Origin of the sequence: Novosphingobium sp. UBA1939, assembly GCF_002336885.1 — a bacterium.
GTDB lineage: Bacteria > Pseudomonadota > Alphaproteobacteria > Sphingomonadales > Sphingomonadaceae > Novosphingobium.
On the sequence record NZ_DDFB01000126.1, the window covers coordinates 18,606 to 36,582 of the forward strand.

The window sequence follows — 17,977 nt, forward strand, 5'->3', positions numbered from 1 at the left end:
TCAATCGAGGTCTCCTCGCGCTCGTTCTCGCGCTTCTTCCGGGTCTTCACGCATCCTTGGGCGTGCGGGCGCGAGGTCTTCGGGTATCTGGTTGCGCAAGCGGATGGTGGCGGCCAGCCCGATCAGCACGATCACCAGCATGGCATGGCGATAGTCGATCATGGCCGGTTCGGCGCGGCCGCCCAGTTTTGCCAGCACACTCAGGATCACCGCCGTGATCGAAACGCCCAGGGCGTTGAAAATCTGCATCGATATGCTGGCAATGATGTTGCCCGATGTCATGGTCGATGCGGTCAGCGATGAGAAAGACAGCGACGTCATGGCCGTAAAGGTCAGGGAGCGGGCAATGCCGCACACGGTCAGTGCGGCGAGCAGCAGCGGGGCGAGCATCGCGCCGGGGCGGGCGAGCGCTATAAAAGCCAGGGCGGCAAGCCCCGTAAGGCTGCCAGCGATCGTGGTCCGCCGATAGCCATAACGATCAAATGCCGGTTTTATCAGGGGCTTGGTGACAAGATCGCCGCCGTTGAGGGCGATCAGCATCACCCCCGCCCACAAAGGGCTGAAGCCGAAACCGAGTTGCAGCATCAGCGGCAGGCCGAGCAACATTGCGCGGGCCGGCAGGCGCACCACCGCGCCGGCGCCGATCGCCGCGGTGCGGAAGCCGGGATTCCGCATGGCGCCGAATGTCAGGATCGGGCTGGAGTGCGATTCAAGATGGAGCCAGGCCGCGCCGGCCAGCACCAGTCCGCCCAGAATCAGCCCCCATGGCAGCAAGGCGTCGAAGCCGATGACCAGCCGGTCGATTCCCGTCAGGATCGCGGTCAGCGCCCCGCTCACCAGAATCGCGCCGACGATATCGAGCTTGCGCGGCGCCTCCGGCTCCATGCGCGGGATAGTCGCGCGCGTGGCCAGAAACAGCAGCACCGATATGGGCAGGTTGAGCAGGAAGATATACTCCCATCGCGCATATTGGACGATGAACCCGCCCAGCGATGGCCCCAGCGTGGGCGCGATCAACATCGGCATGGCGGTAATCGCCAGCGCGTCGACCAGTTCGTGCTTTGGCGTCTGGCGAAGCAGAAGCAGGCGGCCAACCGGCGCGAACAGCGCCGCCGCCGCCCCTTGCAGCGCGCGTGCCAGCACGAAGCTGTAAAGGCCGGTCGACAGGGCGCAGCACAGGGAAAAAAATGCGAAGCCCAGCGTGGCCGCCATGAACACACGCTTTGCGCCGAACCGGTCCGCGCACCAGCCGCTGATGGGCAGCATCGCCACCAGCATGGTAAGATAGATGGTGATGGAGAGGCTCAACGATATCACCGGCACGTGAAAATCGCGGGCGATCCGGGGCAAGGCGATCACCAGCACCGCGCCATCCAGCTGCGCCATGAACATCGCGGAGGCGGCGACCAGCACGGCGTTGCGGCTCTTAAGTTCCAGCAACCGCCTCAACTGCCCATACTCCGATCCATGCGCGAAAGCAGCGCTATTGCGCGTGTCCGGCGTCTGTCTCATCCGCCAGTTCGGCGGTGAAGAGGTGCGGGCGCTGCCGGTGCCGGGTGCGCCGGCGCAAGGCCATGCTTAGCAAGACCCCGGCAATGCCGATGATCGTGCCCGCCATCTCAAAATTGGTCATTTCCAACGGGTTCAGGCTGAACAGGTCAACCTTGCCATCCAGCGCGAAATTGAAATTTGCCATCATCCCGCCACCTGCGATCAAAGCGATTTGACGATGCGTGAAGGATCACGCCACACGGGCAGGGGCGCGCTGCGAAATTTCAGCATGGGATAATAGTAGTTGGCGTAGGCGGCGAGCAGGATGCCGTGCATCACCAGATTGCGGGTCACCGAAAGCTGGATGTGCGGGAAGGGCGCCCACGGCACGTTCACCAGGAAAATGTTGACCGTGACCGGCATCAGCAAGACCAGACCCAGCGGCACGAAACGGTTGGTGACAAGACACAGCCCGCCCAGCATTTCGACCACTTTGGCGAAGGCGAACAGCTTGAGCTGCATTGCCGCGATCACGAACTCGTTGCCCGCGGATTCGGCAATCTTGGGTTGCGGCCAGAACAGCACGAAGTAGTTCAGGCCCGACACCAGGTTGAAACCGCCCAGATAGAAGCGGCAAAAGGTGACGCCGTAATGCTCGATGCTTCGCCACATTCCGTTCGCTCCCCGGTCTTCGCTGCGGTCAGTTGCGCTTGGGAATGGCAAATTCGCCGGGCTTGAGACCCGTCGCCGCCCGGCCGTAAGCCGTCATGGCGCGATCCCAGGTGAATGCAAAATGCTGTGCCGCCGCATTTATGTCGCGGAACAACTGCTGGATTTTCTGGTCGTCGTAGATGGCGGTGCCACCCGAAGCCTCGAAGATGCGGTTTGCCGCGTGGCGCGCCTGCTGGACCGCCCAGGCCCAGTTGCGCGGAATGCGGGCGCTCTGCAAGAACGAGATGTCGTCGGGCTCGATCGCGCGGTCGATCATCTCGGCATCGCTGATCACCAGCGCCAGCGCCGCATCGATCTGCGCATCGACCTCGGCGATCCGCGCCAGCGTCGCCGATTGTTCCGCCACTTCAACGGGGGAACCGCCGCTAAGCTTCGCGCCAAGTTCCTTGGCAAAGCGCGTTACCATGCCCTTGGCCATGCCCAGCGGCGCGCCGACGATCGAAAACGGCGCGATGTTGGAAAACGGCATCCGATAGACGGCGCCGCTGTGGTGCTTCGCGCCCGGCGTGGATCCGGCCAGCATATCGGCAAGGCTGCAACTGCGGTGGGCCGGGATGAAGGCGCTGTCGATCCGGATTGACCGGCTGCCGGTGGCGCGCATACCCATTGTCTGCCAGTCGTCGATCACCACGATGTCGGTTTTGGGAACCACGAAAAACCGGGGTTCCATCGATCCGTCCGCCTTCTTCACGGCATTGCCGATGATCACCCAGGTGGCATAGTCGATCCCTGAACAGAACTTTCCGTTGCCGCCGGTCAGGCGATAGCCGTCTCCTTCTTCCACCACATCGCCGCCCAGCCGGAACACCGTGCCGATCAGCGTGGTGGGATCGCCCATCACCTCGCGCTGCGCCTGCTCGGGAAACAGGTTGATCAGCCAGCTGTGGCCTGCCAGCACGCCGAAAATCCATGCGGCAGACCCGGATACCGAACCGATTTCGGCGGCTACGCGAACCAGGTCCGCAAAGCCGAGTTCCGAACCGCCCAGATTGCGTGGCATGACCAGGCCGAACAATCCGCTGGCGCGCATCCGGTCCACCACGCCGGCATCGAGGCGGCGGTTGCTGTCCGCTCCGGTGTCCGCCTGCCCGATTTCCGGAAGCAGTGCGCGCACCTTGGCGATGGCCTCCTCGGGCGAGCCGATCGTTGGCCACTTGCTGGCAATGCTGAGATCGCTCGCCACTGTCATGTCCATTACGCCCTCTCCTTCGCGCGGCAGACCCACATTGATCTGTGATGAAAATTGTTATACAAACGAGTATCCGAATTTGGAGGCGGCATCAACCCCCGTTATTGGGGGCCGTGGATCGCGGCCGATGGCGAAACCCGGAGTGGGAGAGGAATCGATGGCGCAAGTGGTGCTGGGAATTGGCACGAGCCACGGGCCGATGCTGGTGACCGAATCGCAAAGCTGGGGCATCCGGGTGCCGGCCGACAAAGCCAATATCCACGCTTGGAGAGGCGGTGACTGGAGCTTCGACCAGCTCGTGGCCGCACGCGCCGGCGAGGGGCTGGACCAGCAGATCACCGAACAGGTCTGGGAGCAGCGCCAGGCCGCCTGCCAATCAAATATCGAGCGCCTGGCCGACATCTTTGCCGAGGCCAGGATCGATGTCGCGGTGATCGTCGGCAACGACCAGAACGAGATCTATCGCACCACGCTAAACCCCGCCTTCGCGGTCCATTATGGCGAGACGATCCTCAATCACGAACTCGGCGCGCAGCGGCTGCAGGAGCTGCCGCCCGGCATCGCGGCTTCGCTGCCGGGGTATATTCCGGCCGGCGGCGCCGACTATCGCGGTTGCCCCGATCTCGCGCGCAAGATCATCGATGTGGCGATCGCGGATGAATTCGATGTGGCGGCGATGTCGGCCCTTCCGCGGGAGGAGACGCCCCATGCCTGGGGCTTCGTGTTCCGCCGGATCATGCGCGACAATCCCTGCCCCAGCGTGATGGTGACCGTGAACACCTTCTATCCGCCCAACCAGCCCCGCGCCCGGCGCTGCTTCGATTTTGGCCAGTCGATCCTGAAGGCAATTCGCGCGTGGGACAGCGACCAGCGCGTGGCCCTGATCGCCAGCGGCGGGCTGACCCATTTCGTGATCGATGAAGAGGTGGACCGAACGTTTCTGGCGGCGCTGGAGAACAATGATCTCGAACCCGTGTTCGCGATGGGCGAAACCGTGTTCCGCGACGGCACATCGGAAATGAAGAACTGGATTCCGGTGGCCGGCGCGATGGCCGAGGCCGGGCTGCGGCCGGAAGTTCTGGACTACATTCCCTGCTATCGCAGCGAAGCCGGCACCGGCAACGCCATGGGCTTTGTCTGCTGGCGCTAGGCCGGAGCCAGCGCCGCAGCCCGCCGCGCCAGCCGGCTTACGCCAGCGCCTCGCGCAGTGTGGCGGCGGCGGCGGCCGGGGCGCCCTCCATGCCCACCAGATCGTGGGCGCGGTGAACAATGCCGCGCAACCGGATCAGGCTGGCCTGATCGCGCAGGCCATCGCGATCCCCGGAGCTGACCGCGATGTCCACCAGCCGCCACAGCTCATCCAACTCGCTTTCGCGATAGATGCAGTGCTCGGCCGTTCTCGATCGCTGCAGCCGATCGGCCAGCACCTGAATGGTGAGGTCCGAAAAGTTTTCAACCGCAAGCACATCGTCCAGATCCAAGATTTTTCTCCAGATTGGGTAGTGACTTTCGAGTCACTGCAAGATAATATATCTTATTGTCTAACAAAGTGGATGCGTCAAATGCTCTCTCATGACGATAACGAATTGCTTTGCCGCGTTGGGCCGGACGCGCCGATGGGGCAGTTGATGCGCCGCTTCTGGATGCCGGCTTTGCTGGAAAGCGAGCTTGCCGCCGATGGCAAGCCCGTGCGGATACGGCTACTCGGTGAGGATCTCGTCGCGTTCATGGACAGCGAAGGCAGGATCGGCTTGCTGGATGAGCATTGTCCGCATCGCGGCACGTCGCTGGCGCTGGGCGTCAACGGCGAATGCGGTCTGCGCTGCCTGTTCCATGGCTGGAAGTTCGACGTCACTGGCCAATGCGTGGATACGCCAGCGGAGCCCGAGAATTCCAAACTGGCCAATGCCATGCGGACAAAGGCCTATCCCACCCGGGTGGCGGGCGGGATGGTGTGGACCTATATGGGGCCCAGCGAGCTTGAGCCCGCTTTCCCGCACTTCCCCTGGTTCGACATGCCCAAGGGCAGCTGCGAAGCGTTCAAGGTCATCTACGAATGCAACTATTCACAGGCGCTGGAAGGCGCGGTGGATTCGTCGCATGCGGGGATTCTCCACCGGGAAAGCGCGTGGGATCAGCCGGCCAAGTGGCCGCATGAAAAGGACCTGCGGCCCAAGCTGGAGGTGGAATTTACCCGCTATGGGATGCGCTATTGCGCGGTTCGCAATGCCGATGAAAATCTCAAGAACGGCCGGATGACCCAGGTGCCGATGCCGTTTTACACCTTCATCCCGCCCGACGGGCCGCGTGCACCGGAATTTCGCCGGAACCGCCGGTTGGTCAATGCCTTCGTGCCGCGCGACGATTATTCGACCTGGCATATCCAGTTTTTCTACGATCCCGGCCAGACGATCGATCGCGCCCACCGCATGACCGAGGCGAACACGCCGCATGACGAGCACTTCTTCAAGACCAACGGCATCGATGTCTGGTACAATCAGGACCGCGAAATGATGCGTACCAGCAACATGTCCGGCATTGTCGGCATTGCCTTGCAGGATCACGCGGTCAGCGAAACCATGGGCAAGATTGCCGATCGCACCAAGGAGCATCTGGGCCGTTCGGACATGGCGGTGGTCGCTTTCCGCCGGATGATGCTGCGGTCGGTCAAGCACATGATGGCCACGGGCGAAGTGCCCGAGGCGGCGCAGGGATCGTTCGACTGGAACCAGATCACCGCCGAAACCTTCTTTTTCGAGCCCGAGCGGAAGTGGCAGGATATTCAGCCGTTGGCCGAGAACCTGCAACCGGTTGATGCGGCGGCCTGACCGGTGGCGCATTTCCTGGTCGAATATGCCGAAACAGGCAAGGCTGCCCAGCGCGAAGCCTTGCGGCCCGATCACATCGCCTACCGCAAGGGGCTGGGCGATGCCTTGCGGTTGGCGGGGCCACTGCTGGACGATGGCGGGCAGCCGGCTGGCAGCGTGGTGATTATCGACGCACCGGATCGGGCGGCGGCGGAAGCGCTGGCGAATGCCGATCCCTATGTTGCGGCCGAGGTGCTGCAACTGGTATCGGTCCGCGCCTACCGCATCGCCGCTATGCGGCCGCCGGGCTAAACGAAATCATAGCGGAAGCGGCTGCCATCTCGGCGCACATAGCCGGCCGAATTGCCGCGAAAATGCGCCGGAAAGCACATCGTGTCGGTATCGGCGACGCGGTTCAGCAGCGCCTGGCGGACCGTCGCCGCCAGCGCCGGGTCATGGTCGAACATCAGTGGCAGCTCCGGGCGTACCAGCTGGATCGGGTGATGGATCACATCGCCCCAGAACAGGGCCTTCGCGCCGCCCGCCTGGGCATGGATCACGCAGCAGCCGGGGGAGTGGCCAAAGGCCGGTTCCAGCCAGATGCCATCGCCGATCGCCTGGAACACGGGTGTTTCGCTTTCGACATCAATGATCTCGGCAAGGCCAGCCTCCACCACCGGCAAAACGGAATCGATAAATGCTTCGCGGTGCAGCGCGTCCTCGTGCTGGCTCGCCCAATGTTCGTAATCGCGCTTGCCGAAGATATACCGTGCATTGGGAAAGGTGGGCACCCAGCGGCCATTCTCCAACCGCGTATTCCAGCCCACGTGATCGAAATGCAGATGGGTGCACAAAACCAGATCGATCTCTTCGGGCGACACGCCGGCCGCCTCCAGATTCCCCATATAAGGGGTATCCAGCATGTTTATGAACGGCAGGCTGCGCTGCTTGCAGTTCCCGTTGCAGGCATCGATCAGCACGTTGGCGCCGTCCAGGCTGATCACATAGCTGTGCATGCTCAGCATCAGCGTCGATCCGGCTGGCTCGCTCGTGAAAGCGGGATCGCGCCACCAGCGAGCCATCGTCGCAAGATCGGCGGAATTCACGGCGGGGAACATGGCCGGCAGGGGCAGGCCGCTTTCCATTTCCACAACCTTGCGCACCGTCAGGCGCCCCAGTGTTTGGGCCAGCGTTTGGATTTGCATGAAATATAATACTACATAATTGCCTAACAATAGAGGCCCGCTTAAAGCATTGGTGTCAACATGATTCGGACTGTGAAGGCCGTCAAGCACGACGGCTCGGGGAACGCAGCCGGGCGCGAGGAGAGCGATCCATGCAGGCAAGGATGGTGTTCGCGGCCCGCATGGTGCTGGGAATCTTCTATCTGCACAGCGGGCTGAACTGGTTTTTCGGGTTCATTCCGATGCTGCCGCACCTGAACATGCCTCCCGATCTGCCGATCAAGCATGCGGTGGTGGTGGAAATGATCAAGACCGGCTGGATGTTCCAGTCGGCGAAGATCGTGGAAGTTGCCTTCGGATTGTCGCTGCTGGCCAACCGTGGCGTTCCGGCGATGCTGGCCGTGGCGCTGCCGGTCGCGTTCCTGACCTTCATGCTCGATGCCCTGATTCTGGATGACATCTGGCGCTGGATCAATGGCGCGGAGACCACTCCGGCTCTGCTGGCGGCGATTGCCGACATGATCGTCGGCGGGCTTTGCGTGCTGCTGCCGCATCTCTGGCTGATGTGGTGCTACTTCGGATACTATCGGCCCGCCCTGGCGTGGCGGGCACCGCTGCCCGTGCCAGGGGCCATGCTTGACCTGGCGCCGGCGATGCAGCCGCCGATGGGCCGCTGGCAGCGCAGGATATTCTTCGCCTTTGGCTGGGTGGGCCTGGCGTTGCAGACGTTCAACCTGTGGCTGTTTGCGGGAATGATCAAACTCTAGGGCCAAGGCCTGTTTTCGGGAGCCGCGCGATGGTTGAGACCGCGATGGTTGAGACAAGGCAATACCGCCGTTTTGGTCCCGCTGGCTGCGGGTTGGCACTGGCACTTCTTGCCACAATAGGCCCGCCGGACCGGGCCGCGGGCGAAGCGCAGGCGGCATCGCCGTCTTTGCCCGGCCGGGAACTGCAACTGACGTATGAAATGCCTGAAAGGCCGGGCGAAAAGGTGCCTTACCGCGTCTATTTGCCCGGCGGCTGGAAGGCAGACGCCGCCGCGCCCATGGTGGTGGTGCTGCATGGCTATGCCGCCACCGCCGCGTCTCCCTTTGACGATGCCGGCGGGGCGCTGCAGCGCGAGGCCGACAGGCACGGCTTCGTGATCGTCGCGCCGAATGGCTACAATGGCATGGCGGACTATGGCGCGAACCTGCCGCTGCCTTCGGCGCTGCCCGCCCGCGCCGCGCCGCGCGCGATGACTCCCCAGGCCGAATCCGCGCTGGCGCAGGCCGATGTGCTGCATGTGATCGACCGGGCAATGGCGGATTACCGGATCAATCCCGCCCGCGTCTATGTGATGGGGAATTCGATGGGCATGACCGGCGTGCTGCATCTGGCCCGCAGCTTTCCCGAAAAATGGTGCGCGATCTCCGCCAGCGATGGTCCGCCCTGGCCGGGCTATCCGGTCGAACGCCTGCGCTCGATCGGCGGTGTGCTGTTCGTGCATGGTGGCCGCGATACGCTTGCCAAGTCGGCAGACACGCAGCGGCTTGCCGCCCGCGCCCGCGCGGCCGGGGTCAGGGCGCGCATGCATCTGGTGCCCGATGGCACGCATGGCGATGCCTGGGTCCGCTATCTGCCCGAAACCTTCGATTTCTTCGCGGCGCATCGTTGCAGCGGGCGGCGACGGTGAGGTGCCGCGCCGCCAGGCAACTTGCGGCCGCCCGGCATCTGGCCACCATGATCTGCACGCTCTGGGCCATGGTGGTTGGCAGCGGCCCGGTGTTGGCGCAATCCGTGCCCGCCGCTGTCTATATGCCGTTGCCGGAACGGCCAGCCATTCCGCCGGTCATGGCCTGCGGCGATCTGGCGAGCCATGACTTCCTGGGCATAGCTGGCGCGCCAACCCGGATTTCCTCGGCCCAGGTGCAGACACGCGATGGCGGGCAGGAGTTCTGCCTGGTCAAGGGCATGATTGCGCCGCAGATTCAGTTCGAACTGCACCTGCCGACCAGAACCTATACCGGGCGCTATCTGCAGGGCGGCTGCGGCGGTGCGTGCGGGGTGATCTATGATCACGTTCTGCCAAGCTGTGATAACCGGCAGGCGTTTGGCGGTGCTTTTGCGGTCAGCTTCAACAATTCCGGCCACGTCGGCCCCGAACCGTTCGACACGTTGTGGGCGGCCTATGCGCCACAACTGCGTGAGGATTTCGCTTACCGTGCCGCGCATGTCGTGGCGCTGGCGAGCAAGCAGATCCTTTCCGTCTATTATGGGCGCCCACCGCAGTATTCCTATTTTCTGGGTTGTTCGAACGGTGGCCGCGAAGCGATGATGGAGGCGCAGCGCTTTCCGGACGATTTCGACGGCATCGTCGCCGGCGCGCCTGCCCTGTGGATCACCGCCGGGGTCGTGCGGATCATCCATGAATCGCAGGTGGCGCAGGATGCCGCCGGCAAGCCGGTCCTGACACCGCACGTGACCAGCCTCTTGCACGACGCGGTGATTGCGGCGTGCGACGGGCTCGATGGACTGAAAGACGGGCAAATCGACAATCCAAGAGCTTGCCGTTTCGATCCCGGGCAATTGGTCTGCAAGCCCGGTGTCACTTCGGGCTGCATCAGCCCGCAGCAGGCCGATGTGATCCGCAAGCTCTATCGCGGCCCGGTGGACAGGGCAGGGCGGGCGCTGTTTTTCGGGGGCGAACCCTATGGTTCGGAACTGCTGTGGACCGGGCCGGGCAGTTTCCTCGTCAACGGTCACGCCCTCGCGGCAAATCAGATCAAGTTCATGATCTATGGCGGTCGGTCGAATCAGGATTTCGACTGGCGCAGCTGGCAGCCCGATGAAGCGGCGCTGAAGGATCTGTTGCGCGCGGGCGGATACTATAACGCCAATGGTCCCGATCTGTCCGCGTTCAAGGCGGGTGGGGGAAAGCTGATCATGTGGCAGGGTGAAGCCGACAACGCCGGCGGATCCTATCTGCTGCTCGATTATTATCAGCGCGTGCGTGATGCCATGGGCGGCTTTGCCGGGACTGATCCTTTCATGCGGGTCTATATGCTTCCGGCCGTATACCACTGCACCGGCGGCTATATCGCCTATCAGCACGACATGCTTGGCCCCGTTGTGAACTGGGTGGAGCGCGGAACATCGCCCGGAGCGGTGGTAGGCACCGCCGCGCTGGCTGATGGAACGACGCGCCGCCGCCCGGTCTATCCCTATCCGGCGCGGGCGCAATATGTGGGGCGGGGGGATATCAACGCGGCGGACAGTTTCCGCGCGGCGCCCCCGCCGCGCGTGCCCGACGATCATTTCGATTGGCTGGGGGCGGACATCATCGGCGGCAAACCGCCGGTGGATTGATCCTTTTCCGTCCCATAGAATAATATGCAAAATAGTATATCAAATATTGACACGATAAGGCGGCTGATCCTATCAACGCACGGCAGGCGGCGGGAATGATCCACCTGCGGGCCGCGGCGCGATCGAGCGGTGGCGGAGGGGATGGGCTTATGGGTAACGGCGCGAAGCTGGCGGCGGGCCTGATCCTGGTGATCGCCGGCCTGGCCTTCAATCTGCTGAGTTTCGATTCGTTTCTGTTCTTCGGCCTGCCGCTGATCGCGGGCGTTCTGGTTGCGGCGTACAATTCGCGGCGCAACGTCGGGCGGACCACGGCGGAGCAGATCGCCGACGTGCTGCGGATCTATATGGGCGGCCATCTGCTGTGGTCTTCGGTGCGCTATTGGAGCACCGACATGCAGCCGGTGATCCACCACCCGATCGGCGGCCCCTTTGTCGCATCGCTGGTGGCGATGGGGGCTTTCCCCGCGATCAAGACCATCGAGGGCATCGTCGCGCTGCTGTTGCTGTCGAACCGGTTCGTGCCGCTGGCGCTCGTGCTGGAAATGCCGACGGCGGTAACGATCTTCTATCTGAACACGTTCGTTACGGCGCGGCTGAGCGGCGTGCTTACCGGACCGCCGGAACTCGGCGTCAACCTGGCGCTGATGCTGGCCTATTATCAGAGTTACCGGCCGATGCTGGCCATGCGGCCTCCGGTTGCACCGCCTGCGCTGTTTGGTGGCAAGGCGGGGGTTTCGCCGGCGGGCGACAGGCCGCGATGATGGGCCGGCGGCGTTGAAAATCTCCGCCTGTCAGAGCGCAGTCGTTGCTCACGAATATTTGTATCATACTTTAATGTGCTGAAATTACGAAAAATTATCGATGTCGCTCCCGTCACGCGCAGCAACGGTTGTCTTGACGGGTGGTGAACTCGAGAGTATACCAAAATAGTATTTATTTTAAGATACCGAGTTGGTGACCACTGCTTCGGTGTTCGATTGCCTGGCAAAAGACCGGGGTTGGTTGAGGGAGAAGGTGATGATTGCGAGGAAGTTTTCAGTCCGTCCGGCTGCCGCGTCCCGGTTGTCCATATCGACTTCGCTGGTAGCGCTCGCGCTGGTGTCCGCACCCGCTTTCGCGCAAGACAACGACACGGCGGACAAGCCTGCCGATGTGGCGAAGGACGAGCCGAATATCGTCGTCACCGGCACGCGCATCAAAGGCATCAACCCGGTGGGTTCGGCGTTGATTCCGATCGGCCGCGAGGACATTGAAAAGCTGGGCGGCGGCACGACCAACGATGCGTTGCGCAAGATTCCGCAAGTCATCAATTTTGGTGGTTCCAACGACCAACTCGGTGGTTCGGTCATCCAGAACACGTCGCTCAATTCATTCTTTGCCAAATCGATCAATCTGCGCGGTCTGGGCACTGCCTCGACGCTCAGCCTGGTCAACGGGCATCGTGTGGCCCCGCAGGGCCCCAACGGTCAGCTGTTCGATGCCGACAATATCCCCGGTATCGCCGTGGAGCGGATCGAGGTCGTGGCCGATGGCGGCTCGGCCATTTATGGCTCCGACGCGATCGGCGGCGTGGTCAACTATATTACCCGCCAGCCGGAAAACACGCTCGAGGCGCAGTTCCGCGTCGGCCTGGCGAATTCGGTGCAGGAATATATCGGGTCGATCGCGGCGGGCCGCAAATGGGATACCGGTGGCTTCTTCCTGGCCTATGAATACCAGAAGCGCACCGCGCTGGAGGCGGACGACCGTCCCGAATTGTTCAACAGCGATCTTTCACCCTATGGTGGGGGCGCCAATCCGATCTTTTCCAGCCCGGCCAACGTCCAGTTCACGGCCAACGGTACGGCCTATGGCATTCCCGCCGGAACCACGGGCGGGATCACGCTGGGGCAGCTGAGCACGACGACCAATCGCCAGAATGCCTGGAAAGGCGCCGATGCGGTGCCCAGCGGGGAACGCCACGCCGTCGTCGGCACATTCCGTCAGCACCTGGGCGATTCGATCACGTTCAGCGCCGATGGCTTCTATTCGCGGCACAGCTATGTCCTGAAGGGCGTCGCCTCGACCGCGACGCTGACGGTGCCCAACACCAACCCCTATAGCCCGTGCTTCGCCGGCAAGGCCGATAACAGCGCGACACTGGATTGCCCGGCCAACGGCAACGTGCTGGTGCCATACAACTTCCTGAACGCGCTCGGGCCGGCGACGAATGCCGGCTATGAAGAGATCTGGTCCATTTCCGGGGGCCTGGAATTCAAGCTCGGGCACGGCTGGAGCGCGAACCTCAGCGGATATTACAGCACCGATGTCGGCTCCAACCGTGTCGATAACCAGCTCAACACCAGCGGCCTCAACCGCGCCCTGGGCGCAACGGTTGCCGGCACCACCAAGCCTGCCGGCGTCGATTTCTTCAATCCGTTCTGCGATTCCAGCGCATCGACGTGCAATTCGCCCGCAACGCTCGACCTGTTCCGAGCCTATACGAAGCTGGGTTCCACCTACAAGCTGACCGGTGGTTCGGCGAACATTGGCGGCAGCCTCTTCGATATCGGCGGTGGTAGCGTACGCGTGGCTCTCGGCGGCGAACTGCACCACGATTTCCTGTCGGGGACCGGCCAGGTATCAAACACCCGTACCGACAATGTCGGTATCGCCACCGGCGTTCCCACGTCGAACAAGCGCGACGTCAAATCGGGCTATGCCGAACTGTTCGTGCCTCTTGTCGGATCGGGCAACGCGATGCCCGGGATCGCCCGGCTCGAACTGGACGTCGCGGTCCGGTACGACCACTACAGCGATGTTGGCCACACCACCAATCCCAAGATCGGGGTGAACTATTCGCCGGTGGGCGGGCTGACCTTCCATGGCAGCTATGGCACCTCGTTCCGCGCGCCGACACTGGTCGACGTCAACAAGTATGCGACCGCCGGTTTCCTGCCGCGTAACGCCACCGGCGCCGCGGTCGGGCTCAGCCCGGCGAATGGCTCGTTCCAGTATGCCTATCCGATCGGCGGCAATGCCGACTTGAAGCCGGAAAAGGCCAAGACATGGTCGATCGGGTTCGATGTTTCACCTGAATTGGTCAAGAACGTCCACCTCGGGGTGACGTACTACAACATCGTTTACACCGATAAGGTGGATACGGCAGCCTATAACGCGCCGATCGGCGCAGTGCTCAATTCGGGCCTCTACGATAGTTTCGTGGTGTACAACCCGGTATACTTCCCCACCAAGTCGAAGATGACGCTGGCGCAGTATGTCGCCTACTGGAACCAGCTGACCAGCGATCCCGGGCTGCCGGTCCTGGGCGTGGTCGATCCGACGACCCTGATCGCGATCGTCGATGCGCGCCGCAACAACAGCGGCGTCGTCAAGACCGATGGCATCGACTTCAACTTCCTTTACGACATTCCCGGCAATTTCGCCGATTTCCGTATCGGAGCGCAGGCAAACTATACGTTCCGCTACAAGACCGCGCCCATTCCTGGCGCGGTGCTCAAGAATGAGGTCAACCATTTCGGCTATCCGGCGCGCTTCACCGGCAAGATCGAACTGGGCGTCGACAAGGGCGGATTTTCGGGCACGGCCTTTATCAATTTCGTGAATTCGCGCACGATTACGCGCGATTTCCTGCCAGCAGCGGTGCCAGACAGCTATCGCAACATCGGTTCCTACACGACCTTCGACCTCAACCTGCGCTACAAGTTCAAGGATAGCGATTCCGGCTGGTCGAACGGCCTGGCAATATCGTTGAGCGCGCAAAACCTGTTCGATGCAACGCCGCCGCTGGTGGTGAATTCCGGCGGCACGCCGATCCGGTTCGACCCATCCTATTCCAGCTCGCTGGGGCGGTTTGTCTCGCTGCAGCTCTCGAAGAAGTTCTACTGAGGCATTTGCGGGGCTCTTCCCATGATCCATCGCGGCCACGATGATCGATCGGCGGAAGCCCTGGCAGCCGAAACAGGCGATCCCGGTGGGCGCAGGGCGTTCACCGGGATCGCTTACGCCTGCCAGTTTCTCTACGGCGGCTGGTTCCTGTTCCACGGGTTGAACTACTGGCTTGCGTTCTATGCCGACAAATCGATCCAGCCGGGGCCGGGGCTGGTACCCGCGCTTGCCTCATCCGGCGTGATGGCCATCGTGAAGGCGCTGGAAATCGCGATCGGCCTCGCCTTGCTGGCCGATTGCCTTGCCGCGCTGGCGATCGTCGCGGCATGGCCGATCACGCTGATGATCGCCTTTGTTACCAGCGGGCATGGCAAGCCGTTCGGGATCGGGGTGGCGGTGGTGATCATCACGCTCAACGCCATCATGTCCGTGGGCCATCTCGATCGCTATCGCCCGATGCTGGCGGTCTCGGCCGGGAAGCCTTCGCTGGGTGGTGGCGGCGGAGCGGATACCTTCGACGCATCGCGCTTGCCCCCGGCACGCCAGCTCTTGGCCGCGCTGACCGGCCTTGCCGCTGCCACCGCGATCACCGCGATAAGCCTGGTCTTGCGACACTGACAGGCGACGAAAGTGCGTCCCTCAACAGCTGCAAAGGGAGTTCCATGAGCAGGTTCCATGGTTTGGTCACCGTCGCGGTGGCGCTGGGGCTTGTCGGCGGCCGGGCCTTTGCCAAGAGCAATCGGGCGCCTGCCAGGCCGCCACTGGTGATTGCCGAGCAGGGCAACTTCTACGTCGGCGGGCATGAGGCGGAGACCCCATCGGGCAAGGTCATGGCCGATGCCATGTATGTCGAATACCAGATCCCGGCACGCCGCACCCACCGCTATCCGCTCGTGTTCGTTCACGGCGGCGCCTCGACCGGAGCGGGATTCTGGAGCACGCCCGACGGGCGCGAGGGCTGGGCCACGCTGTTCCTGCGCAAGGGCTATGCCGTCTACGTCGTGGACAGGCCGACACTGGGGCGGTCGGCGCATTTTGACGCGGTGGACGGGCCGATGCTGCCGCCGCCGACCGCGCTGCCGAAACGCACGGGCGGGGAAGCGCCGCCTGCGGCCAGACCCGCCACCCGCTTTCCCGGCAAGCTCCAGCCCGGCGATCCCGCCTACGAACAGATAGTGCGCGGCCGGCAATCGACCATCGAGGTGCCGTTCGGCGCGCCGGGTGATCCGCTGGCGATCAGCAGCCGGGTGGACGGGATCGATCGCGAGGCCGGGGCGGCTTTGCTGGACCGGATCGGCCCGGCCATTCTGGTTACCCATTCACGCGCCGGCACCACGGGCTGGCAGATCGCCGATGCGCGCCCGGCACTGGTGAAAGCGATCATCGCGGCGGAGCCGAACGGCCCTCCGTTCTACAATGCGCCGCCGCTGGGGCAGCCGGGGGACCCGGTGGCACGGCCGTTCGGACTGACCTATGCGCCGATCCGCTTCTCGCCGCCGGTGGCCGGCGCCGCTGATTTCGGTGCGCTGGTACGCGCGGCGCCGGAAGGACCTGACCGGATCGGCTGCTGGCTGCCGCAGGGCCAGCGGCGCACGATCACCAACCTTGCGCACATTCCGGTTGTGGTCGTCACAGGCGGGTCATCCTATCACGCCGCCTATGATCATTGCACGGTTGCCTTCCTGCGCTGGGGCGGTGTGCCGGTGCAGCATGTCCAGCTTGATCAGCACGGCATAACCGGTAACACCCACGGCTTCCCGACCGAAACCAACAACGCCGAAATCGCCGGTTTGATCGCGCGCTTGCTGCGCGCCAAAGGGCTTTAGCGGCGCGCGTCGAAATAGGCATCGAGGAAGCGTTGCGCCGCCTCGCGCGGGGTGCCGATTACGCCGGGCACGGGTGCAAGGCGCATCAGTTGCGGATTGGCGGCGCGGTAACCCGGCCAATGCGGCAGGCCTGCGCCATTGGGATCGCCGCGCCGCGCAAAATTCACCCAATAGCTGGACATAAGATCGGATAGCGCCCGGTCGCGCGCGGTCCAGGGCTGGCTTTCGGCGCGAAGATTCTGGAACACGTATACGATCTCCGCGCCATGGAACGCGCCCTTTTCCACCTGGGCGGGCCACGGCTGATCGAACCAGTAGAGCCATGATCCGGATTTGCCGGTCCTGGCTTGCAGCTGTGCCCAGGCGCGCATTTGCCACTGGACGGCGTCGGTGGCGGACTGGCGCAGTGGATCGGCCACGTCGCCATAGACGCTGTCATACTGCGTCTGATTGCCGGGGCCGGGGGTTACCCATTTCATCTTCAGGGTGGAGCCTTCGTCGGAATTGGACCCGACCAGCGTGGGCACATCGTTCTGCTTGCCCGCCGCGAAGATGTTGTAGACCAGATCGGGCAGGACGTAGCCGTCGCGTTCGGTGGGCCAGAAGAACGGCGCGCCACGCAGGATCTCGTCCGCCGGTTTCTTGCGCAATTGCGCGATCGAGCTCGCGCCCAGTTTCGCGGCAAAGGCCGCGCCATAGCGCTCTGCCGATGCCCGGTCCTGCCGGCCGATCAGCCCGCCGTCGGGATCGAACTGCGATGTGCTTTCCCCGATCGCCTTGTCGAACAGGCCATGCGCCAGGGGCGAGGCCTGCAGTATGTTGACCGAGCCGCTGCCGGCGGATTCCCCGAAGATCGTGATATTGCCGGCATCGCCGCCAAAGGCCGCGATGTTGCGGCGGACCCAGCGCAAGGCAGCGATCTGATCGAGGATGCCATAGTTGCCGGAGGAGCGATAGGGCGCCTCGCTGGTGAGATCGGGATGGGCGAGGAAGCCAAGCGGCCCCAGCCGATAGTTGAGCGTGACCAGCACCACGCCCTTTTTGGCGAGCGCGGTGCCATCGAACTGCGGTTCGCTGCCGCTACCGAACATATAGCCGCCGCCATGAATCCAGACCATAACGGGCAGGCGGCCGCGCCGTTGCGCGGGTGCCCAGACGTTGAGCGTCAGGCAATCTTCGCTCATGCGCTTGGGTGGGGCGCCGGGGAACTGCACTTGCGCGCACATTGGGCCGAACGCGTCGGCGCGCCGCACGCCGCGCCATGGGGCGGCCGGTCGGGGCGCCTTCCACCGCAGGTCGCCCACTGGCGGCGCGGCATAGGGGATGCCGAGAAAACGCCGAATGCCGCTTTCCGCCACGCCTGCAAGCGCGCCTTCCCGCACTGTGACGCGCGGTGTTGGCGTACCGGTTTGTGCGGCGGCCGGGGCACTCGCAAACGCGAGTGCCGCCAGCGCCGCAACGGATGGGATAGCGAGACGGCCAGTGCGCGGCATGTGTGTTCTCCGCATGAGG

The 17,977-nt window shown here is 63.5% G+C and carries 17 protein-coding genes; 10 read left to right on the forward strand and 7 right to left on the reverse strand.

Annotated features, from left to right (window positions below; translation table 11 throughout):
• The 4 genes from B3547_RS16830 to B3547_RS16845 are packed head-to-tail and all read right to left on the reverse strand — an operon-like array spanning position 1 to position 3,418.
• Positions 1 to 1,440, reverse strand: a complete 1,440-nt coding sequence (locus tag B3547_RS16830) for an MFS transporter (protein ID WP_292964892.1) — start codon at positions 1,438 to 1,440, stop codon at positions 1 to 3.
• 43 nt (positions 1,441 to 1,483) lie between these two features.
• Positions 1,484 to 1,717, reverse strand: coding sequence for a hypothetical protein (locus B3547_RS16835; RefSeq protein WP_292964895.1), 234 nt, complete (start codon positions 1,715 to 1,717; stop codon positions 1,484 to 1,486).
• Positions 1,714 to 2,163: a hypothetical protein gene (locus B3547_RS16840; protein ID WP_125953492.1), complete on the reverse strand. Its 450-nt coding sequence runs from the start codon at positions 2,161 to 2,163 to the stop codon at positions 1,714 to 1,716. The genes B3547_RS16835 and B3547_RS16840 overlap by 4 nt, the downstream gene beginning before the upstream one ends.
• Before the next feature lie 28 nt (positions 2,164 to 2,191).
• Positions 2,192 to 3,418: an acyl-CoA dehydrogenase family protein gene (locus B3547_RS16845; protein ID WP_292964900.1), complete on the reverse strand. Its 1,227-nt coding sequence runs from the start codon at positions 3,416 to 3,418 to the stop codon at positions 2,192 to 2,194.
• A 121-nt stretch (positions 3,419 to 3,539) separates the two neighbouring features.
• Here B3547_RS16845 and B3547_RS16850 point away from each other — a divergent pair, with 121 nt between their 5' ends.
• Complete coding sequence (locus B3547_RS16850) at positions 3,540 to 4,562, forward strand: protocatechuate 3,4-dioxygenase (RefSeq protein WP_292964902.1); 1,023 nt, start codon at positions 3,540 to 3,542, stop codon at positions 4,560 to 4,562.
• A gap of 37 nt (positions 4,563 to 4,599) precedes the next feature.
• Here B3547_RS16850 and B3547_RS16855 read toward each other — a convergent pair whose 3' ends face one another.
• Positions 4,600 to 4,776 carry a hypothetical protein gene (locus tag B3547_RS16855; RefSeq protein ID WP_292964904.1) on the reverse strand — a complete coding sequence of 59 codons (177 nt, stop codon included), beginning with the start codon at positions 4,774 to 4,776 and terminating at the stop codon, positions 4,600 to 4,602.
• Between the two features lie 21 nt (positions 4,777 to 4,797).
• Here B3547_RS16855 and B3547_RS16860 point away from each other — a divergent pair, with 21 nt between their 5' ends.
• Together B3547_RS16860 and B3547_RS16865 are read left to right on the forward strand one after the other, a co-directional pair.
• Positions 4,798 to 6,240 carry a Rieske 2Fe-2S domain-containing protein gene (locus B3547_RS16860; protein WP_292964906.1) on the forward strand — a complete coding sequence of 481 codons (1,443 nt, stop codon included), beginning with the start codon at positions 4,798 to 4,800 and terminating at the stop codon, positions 6,238 to 6,240.
• Between the two features lie 3 nt (positions 6,241 to 6,243).
• Positions 6,244 to 6,531, forward strand: a complete 288-nt coding sequence (locus tag B3547_RS16865) for a YciI family protein (protein WP_292964908.1) — start codon at positions 6,244 to 6,246, stop codon at positions 6,529 to 6,531.
• On the opposite strand, the gene B3547_RS16870 is transcribed toward B3547_RS16865, so the two are convergent.
• A complete protein-coding gene (locus tag B3547_RS16870) occupies positions 6,528 to 7,565 on the reverse strand; it encodes an MBL fold metallo-hydrolase (RefSeq protein ID WP_292964910.1) in 1,038 nt (345 codons plus the stop codon). The two genes, B3547_RS16865 and B3547_RS16870, sit on opposite strands and share 4 nt — an antisense overlap.
• Between B3547_RS16870 and B3547_RS16875 the strand changes: the two genes are divergently transcribed.
• From B3547_RS16875 to B3547_RS16905, 7 genes are all read left to right on the forward strand, one after another.
• Positions 7,556 to 8,170 (forward strand): hypothetical protein, encoded by a 615-nt coding sequence (locus B3547_RS16875; RefSeq protein WP_292964913.1) that lies wholly within the window; start codon positions 7,556 to 7,558, stop codon positions 8,168 to 8,170. The two genes, B3547_RS16870 and B3547_RS16875, sit on opposite strands and share 10 nt — an antisense overlap.
• A 92-nt stretch (positions 8,171 to 8,262) precedes the next feature.
• The gene (locus tag B3547_RS16880) at positions 8,263 to 9,078 is read left to right on the forward strand and encodes an alpha/beta hydrolase-fold protein (protein WP_292964916.1); all 816 of its coding nucleotides are present in this window, start codon (positions 8,263 to 8,265) and stop codon (positions 9,076 to 9,078) included.
• 47 nt (positions 9,079 to 9,125) lie between these two features.
• The gene (locus tag B3547_RS16885; RefSeq protein WP_292964919.1) at positions 9,126 to 10,751 is read left to right on the forward strand and encodes a tannase/feruloyl esterase family alpha/beta hydrolase; all 1,626 of its coding nucleotides are present in this window, start codon (positions 9,126 to 9,128) and stop codon (positions 10,749 to 10,751) included.
• A 149-nt stretch (positions 10,752 to 10,900) separates the two neighbouring features.
• The gene (locus B3547_RS16890) at positions 10,901 to 11,512 is read left to right on the forward strand and encodes a hypothetical protein (RefSeq protein ID WP_292964922.1); all 612 of its coding nucleotides are present in this window, start codon (positions 10,901 to 10,903) and stop codon (positions 11,510 to 11,512) included.
• Positions 11,513 to 11,849: 337 nt separating this feature from the next.
• Positions 11,850 to 14,639 (forward strand): TonB-dependent receptor plug domain-containing protein, encoded by a 2,790-nt coding sequence (locus B3547_RS16895; protein WP_292964925.1) that lies wholly within the window; start codon positions 11,850 to 11,852, stop codon positions 14,637 to 14,639.
• Positions 14,640 to 14,660: 21 nt separating this feature from the next.
• Positions 14,661 to 15,257 (forward strand): hypothetical protein, encoded by a 597-nt coding sequence (locus B3547_RS16900; RefSeq protein ID WP_292964928.1) that lies wholly within the window; start codon positions 14,661 to 14,663, stop codon positions 15,255 to 15,257.
• A gap of 44 nt (positions 15,258 to 15,301) precedes the next feature.
• A complete protein-coding gene (locus tag B3547_RS16905) occupies positions 15,302 to 16,465 on the forward strand; it encodes a hypothetical protein (RefSeq protein WP_292964931.1) in 1,164 nt (387 codons plus the stop codon).
• On the opposite strand, the gene B3547_RS16910 is transcribed toward B3547_RS16905, so the two are convergent.
• Positions 16,462 to 17,958, reverse strand: a complete 1,497-nt coding sequence (locus B3547_RS16910; protein WP_292964934.1) for a carboxylesterase/lipase family protein — start codon at positions 17,956 to 17,958, stop codon at positions 16,462 to 16,464. The genes B3547_RS16905 and B3547_RS16910 overlap by 4 nt on opposite strands.
• Positions 17,959 to 17,977: the final 19 nt, after the last annotated feature.